We start from the raw sequence: 15,110 nt of genomic DNA on the forward strand, positions 1-15,110 counted from the left end.
CATGCGGGACCGGTCAGGCGACCGGCGCCCGCGCCGCCGTCCCACGCTCCCGGGGCGTCCCGCGTGCCGACAGCGTCTCCCCGGTCGCCACCGCCCCCGCCGAGACGAGGCCGGCCGCGAGCACCGCCCAGTCGCCCAGGAACGTGCAGCAGATCACCAGCAGGGCCGTGGTCGGCAGCACCAGCTGCTGGGCGATGCCCACCTTGAAGTAACGCGAGTGCAGCGCCCAGACGGTGAGCAGGTAGAGCGCCGTGGGCAGGGTCACCGCCGCCGCCGCGGCCAGCGTCGAGATGTGCGCCTTGCCGACGACCTGCTCGACCGCCACCTCCAGGCCCGCGCCGATCGCCGCCGCCGAGGCGAAGACCAGGTAGTGGCCGTAACCCCACAGGAACGCCTGCTTGTTGGAGCGCAGGTGGCCATGGATCGGCACCACGAAGTAGATCCACCAGGCGGCGAAGATGATCAACAGCCCGCCCGCGGCGATCGGCAGCAGATCGCCCAGCGCGTCGTTCTCGTCGATGCCGGTCTTCACGCCGACCGTGGCCGCGGCGATGGTCTCGCCGAGCACGATGATCGTGAACAGCCCGTACCGCTCGGCGATGTGACGCGGATGCCAGGACGTGGGGTGGTCCTTCTCCGCGTACGGCGGCACGCACATCTCGAGGATCGCCATCACCAGGAACACCCAGCCCCTGGCGTCCTCGGGCGCGACCACCAGGCCGACCCATCCGATCTGGCACAGCAGCACCCCGCCGGCGTACCGCAGGGCCATCGTCCGTTCCGGCCCCGCACTTGTCCTGGCCGCGCGCAGCCACTGCGTCACCAGGGCGAGCCGCATGATCACATAGCCCACCAGCACCGCTTGGTACTCGTGACCCTCGAACGCCCGCGAGACCCCGGCCGCCAGCACCAGCACACCGGCGATCTGGATCAGGGTGACGACCCGGTAGAGCACGTCGTCGTTGTCGTACGCCGAGGCGAACCAGGTGAAGTTCATCCAGGCCCACCCGTGAGCTAAGGGTGCAACACTGCTCTGACCTGCGAACGACGGAGAGACATGGAACGGGACGACCTACCCACCCTGCGCGCGCTGGGGTTCAAGGACGAAGAGCTTCGCGCGCTCGGACTCTGGGAGCCAGCAACCGGCGACCCTGCCTCGCTGGCAGACGCCTATATCCGGCGCAGTAAGAAGCGCGACGACCTTGCCACCCTCCGGGCCCATGTCCGGGATGTCTGCCGGGCTGCCGCCGCTGACGGCGTGCGCATTCGGCGAATCTGGTTCGAGCAGCTCAGCGCGAGCAAGGCGTATGTTCGGCGTGAGGAGTTCGACAACTGCATTCGTGCTGTGCTGGTCGGGCTCTCCAAGGCTCTCTATGTCTGGAAAACCGACCGGCTTTCGCGCCGAGGCATGGGCCAGGTGGGTCTGTTGCTCGACGATTTCGATAAGCGGTCTGCGCGACTGGTCAGCGTGACTGAGGGACTGGATTCATCCAAGGGTTCGCGCATGGTGTTCGCCATTCTCAGTGAGCGCGCTCGGGAAGAAGCCAAGGACATTGCGCTTCGGACGAAGGCAGGTGGCGACGCGCACAAGCGTGAGGGACGTTGGCCAGGGGGAGTGGTGCCCTACGGTCTGCGCTGCCCCAAGGGAACGGGGAAGCTGGAGCACGATCCCGCCGAATATCCGACTGCCCGCCGTATCGCTGAGGCGTTGTTGGACGGTAAAACCCCAGCGGCCATCGCGGAGGAACTCAACAGTAAGCGGGTACGCACCCGTAAGGGCAAGCAATGGCGCGCACAGACCGTAATTCACCTGGCGCAGTCGCCGAGTTGGGCGGGCCTCGTCCCTGTACGCGAGCGCGCTGTAAAGGTCTACGAGGATGGAACCCGTGAAACGCTGGACAAGTGGCACCGTGGCGGCACTCCGCTGATGGGGCCGGACGGGCACCCAATCCAGTGCGGGCAGGGTGTTGTTACCTTCGCCGAGCGTGAGGCAATTCTGGCTAAGTTCGCAGCGCGCAGTCGTCCCGGCACAGCGATTGGCGACCGGACGCGCGGTAAGCGCAAGGCAGCGACGATACTTACGGGCGTTCTGCGCTGTCCGCGCTGTAAGGGGCCGATGGGGAATGGCGGGCGCAACTACCGCTGTCTGGCCCGTATCAATCAGGGGCCGTCCGTGTGCAAGGGAATTGCCACCCTGCGCGAGCGCGCTGACGAAGCGGTTGCCGTTCTGTGGATCAACCACGTGCTTGCGCTGCCGCCCGAGTCTCCGACCATCCACGCTATTGCCCGCCGCTGGCTGTCGTACAACGACCCTGCCAAGGAAACTCGGAAGCGTGGCGTAAGTGCAGCACTGGACAATGCGGCAGCGCGTGAGCTTCGCCTGCAAAAGGAGTTCTTCATCGGCGGGAGCATGGCCGAGGCGCAGTACGAATCGCTTCGCGCTGAGCTGTCCGCGCAGATTGCAGGGCTGAAAGCCGAGTTGGCCGAGCTGTCACAAGAGGCAGACCTCACCCCGCTGATGGATCCCTTCTCGCTGGCAGAGATGTGGGAGGACGCCGGAATCGACGGACAGCGCGCGCTACTGCAAGCTGCACTGAAGCGCGTCACCCTGTCGGCGCCGAAATCCGTGGGGGACCGTACGCCCATTCTCGATCGGCTAGAGCCCGAATGGCACGACGACAGCATGAACCCAGCGGTAGAGGCCGCGTGGGATGGCTGGGAAGCTCGGCGCTCGCAACCCGCAGTCTGATGGAGCAGTAACCAATGGCACGGGCCCGGCAACATCAACTTGGCGGTAGATCAGCCGGGCCCGTGTTCCTCATCGAGGAAGGGCAATCCTATGTCTGAGAATGTCTGCGGTGCACGTCGGCTGGTCTTTTCCCGGCGTCCGCCGATCGGCCCGACGCATTTCCCCTGCACGCTGGCAGCCGGTCATCAGGACGACCACATCGACGACACGGGCGGCACCTGGTCCGGCGACGCTGTCCGACACATGGGCGATGCCGAACTGGAGCTGACCTACCAGTGGAAAACGATCGCCCGGCGTCTCGAAGCTCTGGAGGCAGCCCAGCGCGCTGGGGACAGATCGATGTACCTGGCGAGCCGCATAGCCAGACTTGAGTGCCTCCAGCAGGCGCTGTTGGGTAACCCGTCGGCGCTGGCCGCATAGACGCCGCTACGCGCCCCGCTAAGAACCTCTGAGCCCCGTCCGGCCCCTGTGGTCGGGCGGGGTTCTGCTGTGCGCTCTGACGGCTGCGTGGCGCCCCAGCTAACCGACTCGACAGATACCCATAGAGCGGGGCAGGTGACCGACTCGCTAGCTACTCAGTAGAGCGGGACACGGCGGCAGGTAACCGACTCGCTAGTTACTCAGCAGAGGACAGCGCACAGCGCCTCACACAGCTTCCGCCTTGGCCGGTGGGAGGGCAGAGCCTCAGTCATTACGACTGGGGCTTTTCCTTTGCCCTTCTGCCTGCCCCAATCACCGCTAGGAGGTGAGTCCACATGGACGAAATCACACAGCGCGTACGGTCCATCGGCGCCCGCCGAAAGCGACTGCGCGACGAACTGACAAGCGCTGACGCCGAACTGCGCAAACTGATGCCCAGCGCAAAGGCAATGCTCACGCAGGAGGAAATCCGCGCGTTCACCGGCCTGAGCATCCAAACCATTCGCACATACACAGCACGCGGCTAAGCCAGCGCGCACCGGCCAAGGAAGGAAGGGCGTAGCCCATGAACGGAATCGACCACTACAAGCGCGCTGAAGAACTCATGGCTGAAGCCACACGGACCAGGGTCAACAGCCTTTCGGGCCATGAGTTCTGCGAAGCTTCCCCCGAGGAACAAGAGCGGCTCACTCGTCTGGCAAGCGTTCACGCCACGCTAGCTCTGGCGGCTGCCACTGCTGATGCAACGGCATTCAAGCGGGAGCTATACCGGGCCAATGGCGAGGAGCTTCCAGCTGTAAAGCGGGCCGAATCCAAGACCGCCCGTGACGCGGCTGCTGCCGCTGCTTTCCTCGACTAAGGGACTCCGATGAATTTCGATGAGGACTACTGGACCAAGCAGCGCGCCCGGCTCGATGTCAGCGACGAAGTAAGGCACGTGCACTTCGCCAAGTTCGTTGCAGATCATTGCGCCGACCGGCTGAAGCACGTGGAAAACGTCGGCTGGTACCGCTGGAATGGTGTTGTCTGGGAAGCGACCGGCAACGATGGCGCCGCAATGCAGGCCATTACAGACGCCGTTGCTGTACTGGCTCAGCGCATAGTCGATGCTCCGGGCGACACTTCGTGGGCCTCCGCTGCCATGTCCAAGATGCTAGTCAACTTCCAACGGCGCGCGATCGTCGCTGAAATGAGCGTGCTGCGCGAGTTCCGTGTGAACGTGGATGAAATCGACGCAGCCCGCCATCTGCTGAGCTTCCGCAACGGCACGGTAGACCTGCGCACGGGCGAAATGCGCGAGCACAATCCAGCGGACATGCTGACCCAGTGCGCCCGAGTGGCGTATCGCCCGGAGGCTTCCGCACCTCGCTGGCTGCAATTCGTTGACGAAGTCTTCCCGGGCGACAGCGAACTACAGCGGTACTACCAAACCTTCCTGGGCTACGCGATTACCGGCGAAGTGCGCGAGCATGCCCTAGGGGTTTGGTGGGGCGCACATGGGCGCAATGGCAAGGGCACCACGGTGCGCACCATGCAAGCCGTATTCGGCCATGACATCGTGCGGGAAGTCGAGTTCAGCATCTTCGAGAATGTGCGCGGGCAGGCACCTCACACTGAGCACATCGCCGGAATGAGAGGCGCCCGAATGGTTGTCGCGCAGGAAGGTAACCAGGGCACCCCGATGAACACGGCGCTACTCAAGAACCTCAGCGGAGGAGACCGAGTCAGCACGCGCCATCTGATGGGCCGTACGTTCTCGTATGAGCCGACATTCACCATCGTGCTGGCCACTAACCATCTGCCTGAGTTCTCGTCCGGCGGAGCAGCGCTGTGGGCCCGTACGAAGGCAATTCTGTTCGGACAGAGCTTCGCTGATCGGCGCGACCCGGAGCTAGAACCCACCATTCAGGGGCCGGAGGCTGAGGGCGTGGCAGCGTGGATCGTGGCTGGCGCCGTCCGGTACTACGCCGAAGGGCTACACGACCCGCTGAGCGTCATTGCTGCGACCGAACACCACAAGGACTCTGTAGACCCGCTGAAGGACCTTGTGGGCGAACTCTTCGACTATGACGAGAACGGCTCTGTCCAGCGCTCCACGTTCAACCGTGAGTTGAAGGAATGGCGCGAGACGAACGGCGACAAGTCGGCGAAGTACAGCCCGAGTAGCGTGAAGCGGCATCTAATCGACAGCGGGAAGGTCGAGGAGTACCGGAACAAAACCGAGGGCTGGAAGTACCGGGGGATTCGCCTGATGAGTGACCCCCAGGGTTCCGCCCCGGGCATCTTCGACCGCGCAGATTCCGCCTGATTCCACAGCGGACAGGGTCGCGTAAGCGGATGGGTGTTCAAAAAGTTGGCATCTGTAGAGACCTCTTATACGCGTATGAGAGGAGTACTCAGGTGCACAAAATCTTGTCACCCATCCGATTGCGGGCCCTGCCTCGCTGTGCTGCCGCGAATCACTCGCCTGCCATCACCCATGCCGCTGACCTGCGGCTATCCCCGAGCCGGCTGAGGGTGGCCATTTTCGAAGGGAAATCACGATGACCGACCCTGTTCCCAGCACCATTCCCGCTGACGACATAGCCCGTGCACTGAGCGCTGTACTCGTACCGGCGCCCGGAAAGTGGCTGCAAATCCCCGCCGTCCATAGCGCTGTGCTTGCCCACCTGGGTGTGCGCAACGGCGCTTCCTACAAGGACATCAAGAACGTCCTTCGGGGCGCTGGCGTGCTTGTGGCCAATTACGGGCCCGAGCACTGCGCCCGTGACGTTGCGCTGGCCTCTGGCGTGACTGTCCGCGACCTCGAAAAGAAGCTGCGCAACCTGCGCCGCCGCTCCGCTAAGTAACAAAAACAACGAAAAGGATCAAACTCATGTCTGAGGACCCCATTCAGTACACCGGCACTGGTTCCGAGACCGATCCGATTACGGTTTCTACTCGCCAGCCCGCCCCCGATCAGGTTGACGTCGCTGTCGCTGGTCTGGCCCGTACCGCCAGGGCTCACGCGGCTGCATTCAGCGACACAGCCGACATGAGCAGCAACCTTCCCGCTGACCTACGGGACATCGTGCGGGATGCGTCTATGGCGATCACTGGCACGCTGAACACCGCCATGGAGGCACAGCGCAAGGCGCACAGCTTCCGAAATGACCTCACGCTGTACCCCCAGGGGCGCGAAATGCTCGCGGGGGAAGCCATCAAGACGGCTGCCGATAAGGTCACGCAGTCGTTCGAGCAGGCTGATACTCAAATTGAGGTCGCCACGGCACTGAGCTATGAGGCTGCTCGCCCGCGAATTGCGCCGGACGATGCCATGCCCGCTCGCGCTGATTTGGTCATGCTGACGCAGCGCAACGCCAACGACACCGGAGCCCTGGTCAACACCATGAAGCGGCTTGCCCAGCGGAATGACGGGGTCGGCGCGCTGGTTGCCGATCAGGGTTTCCTTGCGGATTTCATCGACGCGCATGGGATTGACCCGCAGATGCGTGCGGCGATTCTGACGATGGTGAGCGCTGAGGTAGTTCAGGCTGCTGCGAAGAGCGGCGATCCGAGGCGTTCTGCTGCTGCTCGCACGAATCTGGCGCTGATAGAGCTGCGTAAGGCTCGAATTGCTGCCGATTCCTACACTCGGCACGTTCTTCAGCGCTGATCACCTACGGAAAGTCGCATGTGGGGGCCCCTGGCTGCTGCGCTAGGGGCCCTCTGCGGAGGGAGAGTGGTCAGGGTGAGCAACTCATGACTACGACTGAGACTCTCGCTCTGCATTACGCGAATGCACGCGCTGAGTGACCATCCCTACCCCACCCCCTGGGGGATGACCCCTTGACCCCCTGGGGACGTTGAGCGCGGGGGAGCGCGCTGTCAGGTCGGCTCGGGCGGAAATACGGAGCGTGTTCAAAAACCGCCGTTCGCAATCAATCCGTAACCAATCAGAGGTAACTCACCGTGAATAACGAGAACCTACGCCGTGGCCGTTCGCGCCCCGGCCTTCAGCGTACGGTACTGCCCGCCGAATGCGACCTGCCAACCCCGGTTCCACCTGCCCGCGCTGAGTCCTGGTCCGATGACCAGATAGCCCGATGGGTCGAGTTGTGGCATGGCCCGAGCGCCAATCTGTGGGACGACTCAGCGCGCGGAATGGTCGCCCTGCTGGTCGAGCTTGAGGCGCTCGGGACGAACGTGAATGCCGCCCAGCTCACTGAAGTTCGGCGTATCAGCGAAACACTGCTACTCACTCCCGGCTCGCTGTCTGCCGCTGGCTATGCCCTCCCTGGCTGGCCGACATGAGCGCACGCCGCCGAGCAATCGCAGCGCGAAATGCAGGCACGTACGAGGATTCTGGACTCATCCCGTTCCCATCGACATCTAGATACGCCGACAAGGTGGCAGCAATCGAGGATTACGCCCGCTGGCGTGAATCTCAGAAGCCATTTTCACTCTTCTTCCTTGGTCTTGACTGGCGTACCTGGGACGGGCCGGTGCCGCCTAACCGATGGGTTGACGGCGTGCATTACGTGACCATCGACGGCGAGGAACGACCGGTGAACATGAACCGGTGCGAACGCCGCTGACAAAACCCCACATACCAAGTCGCCCTCGATTCTCTCGCTGGAGTCGGGGGCTTTCTCGTACCTGAAAGAGCGTCAGATGACCGTTGCCAACCTCGCCCGCTATGCCGCCTTGCTCGCTGCCATGTTCATCAGCTTCAGCACGCAGCAGCAGCTAGCCGTTTCGCACGGAGTGCCTGAGTGGCCGTCATACGCCGTGCCCGTGGCCATCGACCTGTTCCTAGTCTGGGCTGTCCGGTCACGCCGTGACATTGCGCTGGCCGTGTCCGTAGCCGTGTCCGCGAACGTGGCTGGTGTCCTTTCCAGCGAAAGCCTGCACGCCGTAGGCACTTGGGTGTCCGCAGCGCTGCACGCCGTATTCCCACTGACCGTCTGGCGAATGCACCGACCAGCGAAGCCGCGTACGCCCGCTGAGGCCCCTGAAGGCGAGCCGCTGGCCATTCCCTTGCCCGAGCCCGCGCTAGCGCTTCCTGTGCCCGCCGAGAGCCTGCCGGACAGCTGGCCGGACGATGACCTGTGGGCGGACTTTGAAGCGGTCAGCGAGACGGCCACCCCGCCGGAGCCTGATGAAGTCCGGGCGGTCATCGCTGAGTTGAAGTCCACGCATGGCCGTGCAACCGGTCAGATGCTGGCCGACCACTACGGCGTGAGTCCGCGTACTGGCCGCCGCTATTTGACGCTGGCCGGTTGACCAACCCACTAAGGAGAACCCGTGACCATCCGCCGTATCCGAGTCCGACTCTGGGAATCCGAGTTCGAGACCCTTGCCCGCCTCGCCGAGGAATCCGGCCGGACCTTCAATGACGTAATGCGCGATGCGCTCCGCCAGCACGCTGAGGAGTACGACAGCGACGAGAGCGCCCAGCACATGGCCCCTGGCTTCGCCGACCCTGGATCACTCAGGGAGACGCGGAGTCGGGGGCTTTCGTATTCAACGTGCCGCCTGTGCCCGTTTCAGCGCGTCACGGTGTTCCCATGTCCAAGGAGCGTCACGTAGCTCCGCAGGAAGCCCGGCAAGTCCCGCCGTGATGTGGTCGGCGGCATCCGCATACCGTCCGAGTCCAAGGTTCGCGAGACCCATATTCAGCCGGTTGAACTCAGGCGTAAGCCAGTACGCCGTTTCCGGGGGAGGAATCGCCGCCGCTTTGTCGGTCAGTCGCTCCGCGTTTTCAACCATGCGCAGCGCATCGTCATGCGCCCCCAGTTCGGCCATGCCTGCGGCAGCCTGCAACATGTCGCCGAGTCGTTGCGCGGGATGAGCCCCTGGCGTGAATGCTGCTGCCGCGTACCAGCGTGCTACTCCGTCCGGCCTTGCCTGCTGTCGCGCGAGGTATCCCCGGAAGTTCAGTGCTTGCGCTGCCAGCGTGCCATTCCCGATTTCGTCGGCCAACTCCACAGCTTCGTTCAGCAGTCGCACGGCTTCGGTGTCTTGCCGATCCTGCGCCAACAGCCATCCGCCGAACTGAACGTATTCCGATGCAACTTCCGCGAGCCTGTCACGCTGCGGTCCCCTGGCGCCTTTCAGTAGCCGGAGTACTTCGTTCATTTGCGCTGTCGTCGCTGGAATAACGCTGCGAGGCTGCGCCGTGTCATCGAGTCGGCGGTAGGCGGCGAGCACACCAGCCAGCGCGTCAACGGTCCCGGCGTCCAAACGCGACGGATTCGCGGCACTTCGCTTCACGCGCTCGCTGTCGTCGTCATCAAGCACTGTTGCAGCAAGCGCGCCGTCTGCCCCTACAAGGGAATCCAGCGAGGATGCCAATTTTGCCGACGGCTTCTGTTTTCCGTTGAACACTCGGGATAGGTAGGCCACGTCGTAATTCATGGCGCGAGCGGCAGCCTTCATCGAATATCCGCTGTCCCGTAGCGCCCGGCGGGCAAGATCAGCAAAGTTGTCACGCATCGTGAACCTCGGCGGGTTGACTGGTGTTACTCCCATGGTAGTCAACCCTGGTCAACTCCCGCGTAGCGCTTGCAGGTCGAAGCATGGACGTATGACGGGAGCCGACGAGGGGACAGCGACCATGGCGAGCCAAACCACGGCGGATACGGACGCGCGACGGCATGAGTACACGACGTACAGCCCGCCCGGCGAGAAGTGCCGGAAGTGCCTTAAGCCGTTCAAGACGCTGGAGACGTGCCGCCGCGTGGCCAACGGTGGGTCGAATGCCGACCGGTACGAACACCGCGAGTGCCCGGCATGACCGCTCCCGCAAAACGCCGCTACGTCCGAGTGAGCGCCTTACCGGACCCGGAGCTAGTGAGCCTCATAGATGAGTCGCCGTACGCGGATTCACCGGAAGGCTGGTGGACGGAACACGGCGGAGCGCTGGACACGCGTTCAGGGGTCGTCTATTTCCCGCCCGGTTCGAACCGGCCGCCGAGTCCGTTTCCCTGCCGTCTCTGCGACCGGTCGCGCCGTGCGAGAGAAGGTAAGGCGTGATGCTGCCTGAGCCGCCCGTAGAGGCATTGATGATCCCGGACCTACGGACTCCCCGTGATGGTCCCGTAGACCCGGAAACCTGCCCCACATGCGCCACGCTCAAGGGTCGCCTTGCAGCTGCGCTTGACTCCCACCGTTCCAGGCAGGCATCCCACGTCATCCGCGCTATGTACGTGCACATGAGGCAAGGGCACCCGCACGACAGCCGCAACGTAACTCTCTGACCCCGGCTCGCTGAGGACGGCCCGAGAAGGGCTCAGCGCGTCGGCTGCCCCCGTCTGTGTGCCTTCCCCCGTGGCGCCGGACGGGGGCTTCCTGCTGCCCAGCCATAGCCGCTGGTCAGAGGTTCGCGGTATGGTGTTGCTCCGTTGGTTCACGCCCACCAGATGGCGAAGAACACCATCGCGTAGTTGAGGATCCCCTCGCCCGGGTGCCCCTCGGCGACGGCGTGCACCAGCTGCACGCCCGCCTGGGCGATGGCCACGACGAAGCACAGGTCGAAGAAGAGCTCCAGCGGGGTGGCGGCCCGGTGTGCCTCACCCCGGCCACGGGCCGTGAGCCTGCGCAGCGGGCGGTGGGTTCCCGGCGGGCGGGAGGAGTCCGGCGCGGGAGTCGAACTGGACGTCATGGGATCAAGCACAGCAGATGGGGCGGGGAATTTCTTGCGAAGGGATCACAAGCGCGCGAGTGCCGGGACCGTCGCCGGGAGGGCTGTCGCCGTGGAGGGCCGCCGTGCGGGCCGTACCCTGGACGCATGAGTAACGCCCCCGCCCCCGAGCCGCGCGAGCCGAAGCCCGCGCTGATCTTCGACGACCCGCTGGACCAGCAGTCCTCGGACGACACGGACCGCGGGTGGGGCGAGCGGCCCGGCGGTGAGGGCGACAGCGCCGCCGACCTGAAGCGCTTCCTCGACGAGAAGCCGCCCCACCACCTCTGAGCCGCTATCGCTCGTCGTGCCCCGAACCGCGCTGCGCCACCAGTGCGTCGCGGATCTCCTTGAGCACCTCCAGCTCGGTCACCTCGATGACCTCGTGGGCGCCCTCCTTCGCCTTCCTGCGGGCCTCGACCCGGGCCAGGTACTTCGCCATCGGCAGCACCATCAGGAAGTAGACGACGGCCGCGGTGATCACGAAGCTGAGGGTCGCGCCGAGGACCGAGCCCCACAGGATCGTGATCCCCTGCTCGCCCTCGCACTTCGAGCTCAGGCACGAGCTGTAGTGATCGAGGTTCTTGGTGCCGATCGCGCCGACCAGCGGGTTGATGATCCCCTTCACCACCGCGTTGACGATGTTGGTGAACGCGGCGCCGATGACCACCGCCACAGCCAGATCGACGACGTTGCCGCGCATCAGGAAGGCCTTGAAGCCCTCCCAGACGCCCGGATCCTTCTTCTCGCTCACTTCGCAGCCACCCCTCGGACACACACGTTGTGGAACAGACCGCTCCGCAACCTACGTCAGGGCTACGCCATCCTGTCCAATCGCGGCTCAGCACAGCGTCACCGCCAGCCGTGCCGTAGCACTCGCCCCCGCGAGGCGGGCCGCGGTGGCACGCGGCACCGAGAGCACGACCAGCGCCCCGCTCTCGGCCGCGGCGTCCAGCGGCTCCGGCACCTCCGTCACCCGCGCCCCGCGCGCGACCACATGGGCGTCGCCGCCCGTCGCGGTGTCCTCAGCGGCGATCACGTCGACCCGGTCGCCGGGGCGCAGCAGCCGCACGGTGGCCCCGTCGGCGATCCGCACGGGCGCGGCCACCGCCTCGACGGCACGGTGTTTCCGCACGGGCTCCACCACCGGATGCCCACGCGTCCGGTCGGCATCGCCGGGGCCCGCCGCCACGAGCGCGGCCGCGGTCACGGCGAGCCCGGCTGCCGCGGCCCGCCTCCGGTGCCGTAGGAGCCGGCGCAGCTGATACCGCCCGCCGCGCACGCGGACCGGGGCGAAGTGCGGCACCTCGCATGTGGCGGGGGCGTCCGTGCCCAGCGGGCGCGGAGCAACCGGGGAGGAAGGCAAGGAAGGCGAGGAAGGCGACGAAAAGGAAGACGGAGCGAAGGACATGCGGACCACCACCTGCGACGACGAATCGGCTTGTCAGGCCACGATGAGCCATCGCGCCGCCGCCCGCTGAGGCCCGTGGACTACCGACGGGTTGTGGACAACTCCCTCACCCGAACGGGACGTTCCGCCCCCACGCCCCGCCCCCATGCCCCGCCCCGCGCTCCCGCTACGGCAGCTCGAACCCCGGATCCATCCCGCCCAGCGCCTTCGTGCACAGACAGTCCCGCTCCTCGTTCGCCGGCAGCGCGGCCACCGCGTCGAAGAGCACGCCCCGCAGTCGGCCCACGTTCGCCGCGAACACCCGCAGTACCTCGTCGTGTGAGACGCCCTCGCCGGTCTCGGCGCCCGCGTCGAGGTCGGTGACCAGGGCCAACGCGCTGTAGCAGAGCTCGAGTTCACGGGCGAGCGCCGCCTCGGGGTGGCCGGTCATGCCCACCACCGACCAGCCCTGGGCCCGGTGCCACAACGATTCGGCACGGGTCGAGAAGCGCGGCCCCTCTATGACCACCAGCGTGCCGCCGTCCACCGGCTCCCAGTCCCGTCCGCGCGCCGCCTTCAGCGCGACCGCGCGCCCGGCGGGGCAGTAGGGGTCGGCCAGGGAGACGTGCACCACGTTCGGCACGGTGCCGTCGGGCAGCGGCAGCCCGTCGAAGTACGTGCCCGCCCGGGACTTCGTACGGTCGACCAGCTGGTCCGGCACGAGCAGGGTGCCCGGCCCGTACTCGGGCTGCAGACCGCCCACCGCGCAGGGGGCGAGGACCTGGCGCACACCGAGCGAGCGCAGCGCCCAGAGGTTGGCCCGGTAGTTGATCCGGTGCGGCGGCAGATGGTGGCCGCGTCCGTGCCGGGGCAGGAAGGCGACCCGTCGGCCGGCGATCTCGCCGAGGAAGAGGGAGTCGCTGGGCGGCCCGTACGGGGTGTCCACCTGTATTTCGGTCACGTCGTCGAGGAACGAGTAGAAGCCGGAGCCGCCGATCACGCCGAGTTCAGCGTTCGCCTTGTTCGCCATGCCCGCACCCTAACGGCACTCGCAGAAGCCGAGGACCCCGTCGCCGGAAGACGACAGGGTCCCGTAAGAAGCAGCGGGTGCTTACGCGGCGGAGCTGCTGGAGGAGGTGCCCGCGCTCGACGACTTCGAGTCCGAGGACGACGAAGAAGACGTCGAGGACGACGAAGACGAAGAGGACGAGTCGGACGAGGAGGACGTCGACGACTTCGACGATGCCGGCGAGCTGCTCGACGAGGAGCCGCGGCTGTCGTTGCGGTAGAAGCCGGAGCCCTTGAAGACGATGCCGACCGCGGAGAACACCTTCTTGAGGCGGCCCTGGCAGCTGGGGCACTCGGTCAGGGCGTCGTCGGTGAACTTCTGCACCGCCTCGAGACCCTCGCCGCACTCGGTGCACTGGTACTGATAGGTGGGCACTGTCTTCCTCCTGGCACTCTCACTCGATGAGTGCTAACGACGAACCATAGTGACGTATTCCAGCCGCTCAGTCCACTGCCACCGGCACGCGGTGACCGACGCCACGTGCGACGGTACGGCCGCCGGGCCGCGCCGCCAGCCGCGAGCGCAGCGCCATCAGGGTCGCGAGCGCGAGCATCGTCCCGCCCATCGGCACCAGGAACCCGGCGCCGCCCCAGAAGCGGTCCTCCAGCTGTCCGGCGACCGTGACGGCGGCGGCCTGGCCGAGCGCCACCGCGCCCGTGAGCCAGGTGAAGGCCTCGGTGCGGGCACCTGCCGGGACCAGGTCCTCGACCAGCGTGTACCCGGTGATCAGCGCGGGCGCGATGCACATGCCGACGAGCAGCCCGAGGCCGGCCAGGACGAGTACCGAGTGGGCGGCCCACAGTCCGGACGCGGCCAGCGCGAGGGCGGCGTACCCGAGGACGAGGCGGCGCTGCGGGGCCACCTTCCACGCGATGGCGCCGCAGGCGATGCCGGAGAGCATGTTGCCCGCCGCGAAGGTGCCGTACAGGACGCCATTGAGTCCGGGTTCGCCGATCGACTCGGTGAAGGCGGCCAGCGAGACCTGCATGCCGCCGAAGACGGAACCGATGCCGAGGAAGGTCACGATCAGCACGCGCACGCCGGGGACGCGCAGCGCGGAGGTGTGCTCCACGCGTGCGTGCCCGGCGACGGTGACCGAGGGCTGGGTGCTCTTCTGCGCGGCGAACAGCAGGCCGCCCAGCAGGGTGAGCGCGGCCTCCGTGACCAGGCCCGCGGCCGGGTCGACGGCGGTGCACAGGGCGGTGGCCAGCAGCGGGCCGACGACGAAGGTCAGCTCGTCCGTGACGGACTCGAAGGCCGCCGCGGTCGTCATCAGGGGCGAGCCCTGGAGCTTCACGCCCCAGCGGGCCCGCACCATGGGACCGATCTGCGGCACCGAGGCACCGGTCGGCACGGCCGCCACGAACAGCGCCCACAAGGGGGCGTGGTTCAGGGCGAGCGCCGTCAGGGTCAGGCCGGACAGCGTGTGCACCAGCACGCCGGGGACCAGCACGACGCGCTGCCCGTAGCGGTCGGCGAGGCGGCCGCTGTAGGGCGCGAACAGCGCCATGGAGACGCCGGTGACGGCCGCGGCGGCGCCCGCCGCGCCGTAGGAGCCGGTGGTGTGCTGCACGAGCAGCACGATGGAGATGGTCAGCATCGCGAACGGCTGGCGTGCCGCGAAGCCGGGCAGCAGGAACGTCCAGGCGCCGCGGGTGCGCAGCAGCTGTCCGTATCCCGGGCGGGAGGGAGCCGACGAGTCCTTCGACGGCTCGATGGTGACCGTGGACGCCACGGCCCGTGCCTTTCTGCCGCCTGGTAGCGCGACCCCGTCGGGTGGGGGGCGGCGCCGAGAGCTGTCCTGTCGCGCGGAACTGCG

At 66.3% G+C, this 15,110-nt stretch carries 18 protein-coding genes and 2 pseudogenes; 12 read left to right on the forward strand and 8 right to left on the reverse strand.

Translation table 11 applies throughout. The features are described from left to right. Positions 1 to 13 precede the first annotated feature (13 nt). A pseudogene (locus QQM39_RS26145) lies at positions 14 to 1,015 on the reverse strand (low temperature requirement protein A); the annotation flags it as partial. Between the two features lie 42 nt (positions 1,016 to 1,057). Between QQM39_RS26145 and QQM39_RS26150 the strand changes: the two are divergent. The 10 genes from QQM39_RS26150 to QQM39_RS46275 all read left to right on the forward strand — a co-directional run bounded on the left by QQM39_RS26150 (position 1,058) and on the right by QQM39_RS46275 (position 8,740). Next, positions 1,058 to 2,749 (forward strand): recombinase family protein, encoded by a 1,692-nt coding sequence (locus tag QQM39_RS26150; RefSeq protein WP_301999975.1) that lies wholly within the window; start codon positions 1,058 to 1,060, stop codon positions 2,747 to 2,749. 90 nt (positions 2,750 to 2,839) lie between these two features. After that, positions 2,840 to 3,169: a hypothetical protein gene (locus tag QQM39_RS26155; RefSeq protein ID WP_301999976.1), complete on the forward strand. Its 330-nt coding sequence runs from the start codon at positions 2,840 to 2,842 to the stop codon at positions 3,167 to 3,169. Between the two features lie 335 nt (positions 3,170 to 3,504). Beyond that, complete coding sequence (locus tag QQM39_RS26160; protein WP_301999977.1) at positions 3,505 to 3,696, forward strand: hypothetical protein; 192 nt, start codon at positions 3,505 to 3,507, stop codon at positions 3,694 to 3,696. Positions 3,697 to 3,734: 38 nt separating this feature from the next. After that, on the forward strand, positions 3,735 to 4,028 hold the full coding sequence (locus QQM39_RS26165) for a hypothetical protein (RefSeq protein ID WP_301999978.1): 294 nt from the start codon (positions 3,735 to 3,737) through the stop codon (positions 4,026 to 4,028). 9 nt (positions 4,029 to 4,037) lie between these two features. Then, positions 4,038 to 5,477 carry a phage/plasmid primase, P4 family gene (locus QQM39_RS26170; RefSeq protein ID WP_301999979.1) on the forward strand — a complete coding sequence of 480 codons (1,440 nt, stop codon included), beginning with the start codon at positions 4,038 to 4,040 and terminating at the stop codon, positions 5,475 to 5,477. A 235-nt stretch (positions 5,478 to 5,712) separates the two neighbouring features. Further along, positions 5,713 to 6,018, forward strand: a complete 306-nt coding sequence (locus QQM39_RS26175; protein ID WP_301998421.1) for a hypothetical protein — start codon at positions 5,713 to 5,715, stop codon at positions 6,016 to 6,018. 26 nt (positions 6,019 to 6,044) lie between these two features. Further along, the gene (locus QQM39_RS26180) at positions 6,045 to 6,824 is read left to right on the forward strand and encodes a hypothetical protein (RefSeq protein WP_301998423.1); all 780 of its coding nucleotides are present in this window, start codon (positions 6,045 to 6,047) and stop codon (positions 6,822 to 6,824) included. A 733-nt stretch (positions 6,825 to 7,557) separates the two neighbouring features. Next, positions 7,558 to 7,746: a hypothetical protein gene (locus tag QQM39_RS26185; protein ID WP_301999980.1), complete on the forward strand. Its 189-nt coding sequence runs from the start codon at positions 7,558 to 7,560 to the stop codon at positions 7,744 to 7,746. 76 nt (positions 7,747 to 7,822) lie between these two features. Then, positions 7,823 to 8,434 carry a transfer protein spdA gene (locus tag QQM39_RS26190; protein WP_301999981.1) on the forward strand — a complete coding sequence of 204 codons (612 nt, stop codon included), beginning with the start codon at positions 7,823 to 7,825 and terminating at the stop codon, positions 8,432 to 8,434. 21 nt (positions 8,435 to 8,455) lie between these two features. Next, entirely contained in the window at positions 8,456 to 8,740 is a 285-nt protein-coding gene (locus QQM39_RS46275) for a ribbon-helix-helix domain-containing protein (RefSeq protein ID WP_367669110.1), read from the forward strand. On the opposite strand, the gene QQM39_RS26195 is transcribed toward QQM39_RS46275, so the two are convergent. Both QQM39_RS26195 and QQM39_RS26200 read right to left on the reverse strand, forming a co-directional pair. Beyond that, complete coding sequence (locus QQM39_RS26195; RefSeq protein ID WP_301999982.1) at positions 8,675 to 9,646, reverse strand: helix-turn-helix transcriptional regulator; 972 nt, start codon at positions 9,644 to 9,646, stop codon at positions 8,675 to 8,677. The genes QQM39_RS46275 and QQM39_RS26195 overlap by 66 nt on opposite strands. Positions 9,647 to 10,562: 916 nt before the next feature. Then, positions 10,563 to 10,814, reverse strand: a pseudogene (locus tag QQM39_RS26200) (low temperature requirement protein A); the annotation flags it as partial. A gap of 126 nt (positions 10,815 to 10,940) precedes the next feature. On the opposite strand from QQM39_RS26200, the gene QQM39_RS26205 reads away from it, so the two are divergent. Further along, complete coding sequence (locus tag QQM39_RS26205; RefSeq protein WP_301999983.1) at positions 10,941 to 11,123, forward strand: hypothetical protein; 183 nt, start codon at positions 10,941 to 10,943, stop codon at positions 11,121 to 11,123. Between the two features lie 4 nt (positions 11,124 to 11,127). Here the strand turns inward: QQM39_RS26205 and mscL are convergent, their stop codons facing one another. Further along, the gene (mscL, locus tag QQM39_RS26210) at positions 11,128 to 11,586 is read right to left on the reverse strand and encodes a large conductance mechanosensitive channel protein MscL (protein WP_301999984.1); all 459 of its coding nucleotides are present in this window, start codon (positions 11,584 to 11,586) and stop codon (positions 11,128 to 11,130) included. An 87-nt stretch (positions 11,587 to 11,673) separates the two neighbouring features. Next, positions 11,674 to 12,138: a hypothetical protein gene (locus QQM39_RS26215; RefSeq protein ID WP_301999985.1), complete on the reverse strand. Its 465-nt coding sequence runs from the start codon at positions 12,136 to 12,138 to the stop codon at positions 11,674 to 11,676. Between the two features lie 22 nt (positions 12,139 to 12,160). Here QQM39_RS26215 and QQM39_RS26220 point away from each other — a divergent pair, with 22 nt between their 5' ends. After that, the gene (locus tag QQM39_RS26220) at positions 12,161 to 12,313 is read left to right on the forward strand and encodes a hypothetical protein (protein ID WP_301999986.1); all 153 of its coding nucleotides are present in this window, start codon (positions 12,161 to 12,163) and stop codon (positions 12,311 to 12,313) included. Positions 12,314 to 12,409: 96 nt separating this feature from the next. On the opposite strand, the gene QQM39_RS26225 is transcribed toward QQM39_RS26220, so the two are convergent. From QQM39_RS26225 to QQM39_RS26235, 3 genes are all read right to left on the reverse strand, one after another. Continuing rightward, positions 12,410 to 13,252, reverse strand: a complete 843-nt coding sequence (locus tag QQM39_RS26225) for an S-methyl-5'-thioadenosine phosphorylase (RefSeq protein WP_301999987.1) — start codon at positions 13,250 to 13,252, stop codon at positions 12,410 to 12,412. A gap of 81 nt (positions 13,253 to 13,333) precedes the next feature. Then, positions 13,334 to 13,666 (reverse strand): FmdB family zinc ribbon protein, encoded by a 333-nt coding sequence (locus QQM39_RS26230; protein WP_301999988.1) that lies wholly within the window; start codon positions 13,664 to 13,666, stop codon positions 13,334 to 13,336. Positions 13,667 to 13,733: 67 nt separating this feature from the next. Beyond that, positions 13,734 to 15,026, reverse strand: a complete 1,293-nt coding sequence (locus tag QQM39_RS26235; protein ID WP_301999989.1) for an MFS transporter — start codon at positions 15,024 to 15,026, stop codon at positions 13,734 to 13,736. Positions 15,027 to 15,110 lie beyond the last annotated feature (84 nt).

The sequence above is a fragment of the Streptomyces sp. DT2A-34 genome, from assembly GCF_030499515.1.
Lineage (GTDB): Bacteria > Actinomycetota > Actinomycetes > Streptomycetales > Streptomycetaceae > Streptomyces.

What these genes read in the sequence shown, in the direction of transcription:
- QQM39_RS26225 (WP_301999987.1), bottom strand. Translation starts at nt 13,252, where the DNA reads ATGGCGAACAAGGCGAACGCTGAACTCGGCGTGATCGGCGGCTCCGGC.
- QQM39_RS26195 (WP_301999982.1), bottom strand. Translation starts at nt 9,646, where the DNA reads ATGCGTGACAACTTTGCTGATCTTGCCCGCCGGGCGCTACGGGACAGC.
- QQM39_RS26180 (WP_301998423.1), top strand. Translation starts at nt 6,045, where the DNA reads ATGTCTGAGGACCCCATTCAGTACACCGGCACTGGTTCCGAGACCGAT.
- QQM39_RS26160 (WP_301999977.1), top strand. Translation starts at nt 3,505, where the DNA reads ATGGACGAAATCACACAGCGCGTACGGTCCATCGGCGCCCGCCGAAAG.
- QQM39_RS26170 (WP_301999979.1), top strand. Translation starts at nt 4,038, where the DNA reads ATGAATTTCGATGAGGACTACTGGACCAAGCAGCGCGCCCGGCTCGAT.
- QQM39_RS26165 (WP_301999978.1), top strand. Translation starts at nt 3,735, where the DNA reads ATGAACGGAATCGACCACTACAAGCGCGCTGAAGAACTCATGGCTGAA.
- QQM39_RS26175 (WP_301998421.1), top strand. Translation starts at nt 5,713, where the DNA reads ATGACCGACCCTGTTCCCAGCACCATTCCCGCTGACGACATAGCCCGT.
- QQM39_RS26155 (WP_301999976.1), top strand. Translation starts at nt 2,840, where the DNA reads ATGTCTGAGAATGTCTGCGGTGCACGTCGGCTGGTCTTTTCCCGGCGT.
- QQM39_RS26205 (WP_301999983.1), top strand. Translation starts at nt 10,941, where the DNA reads ATGAGTAACGCCCCCGCCCCCGAGCCGCGCGAGCCGAAGCCCGCGCTG.
- QQM39_RS26150 (WP_301999975.1), top strand. Translation starts at nt 1,058, where the DNA reads ATGGAACGGGACGACCTACCCACCCTGCGCGCGCTGGGGTTCAAGGAC.
- QQM39_RS26190 (WP_301999981.1), top strand. Translation starts at nt 7,823, where the DNA reads ATGACCGTTGCCAACCTCGCCCGCTATGCCGCCTTGCTCGCTGCCATG.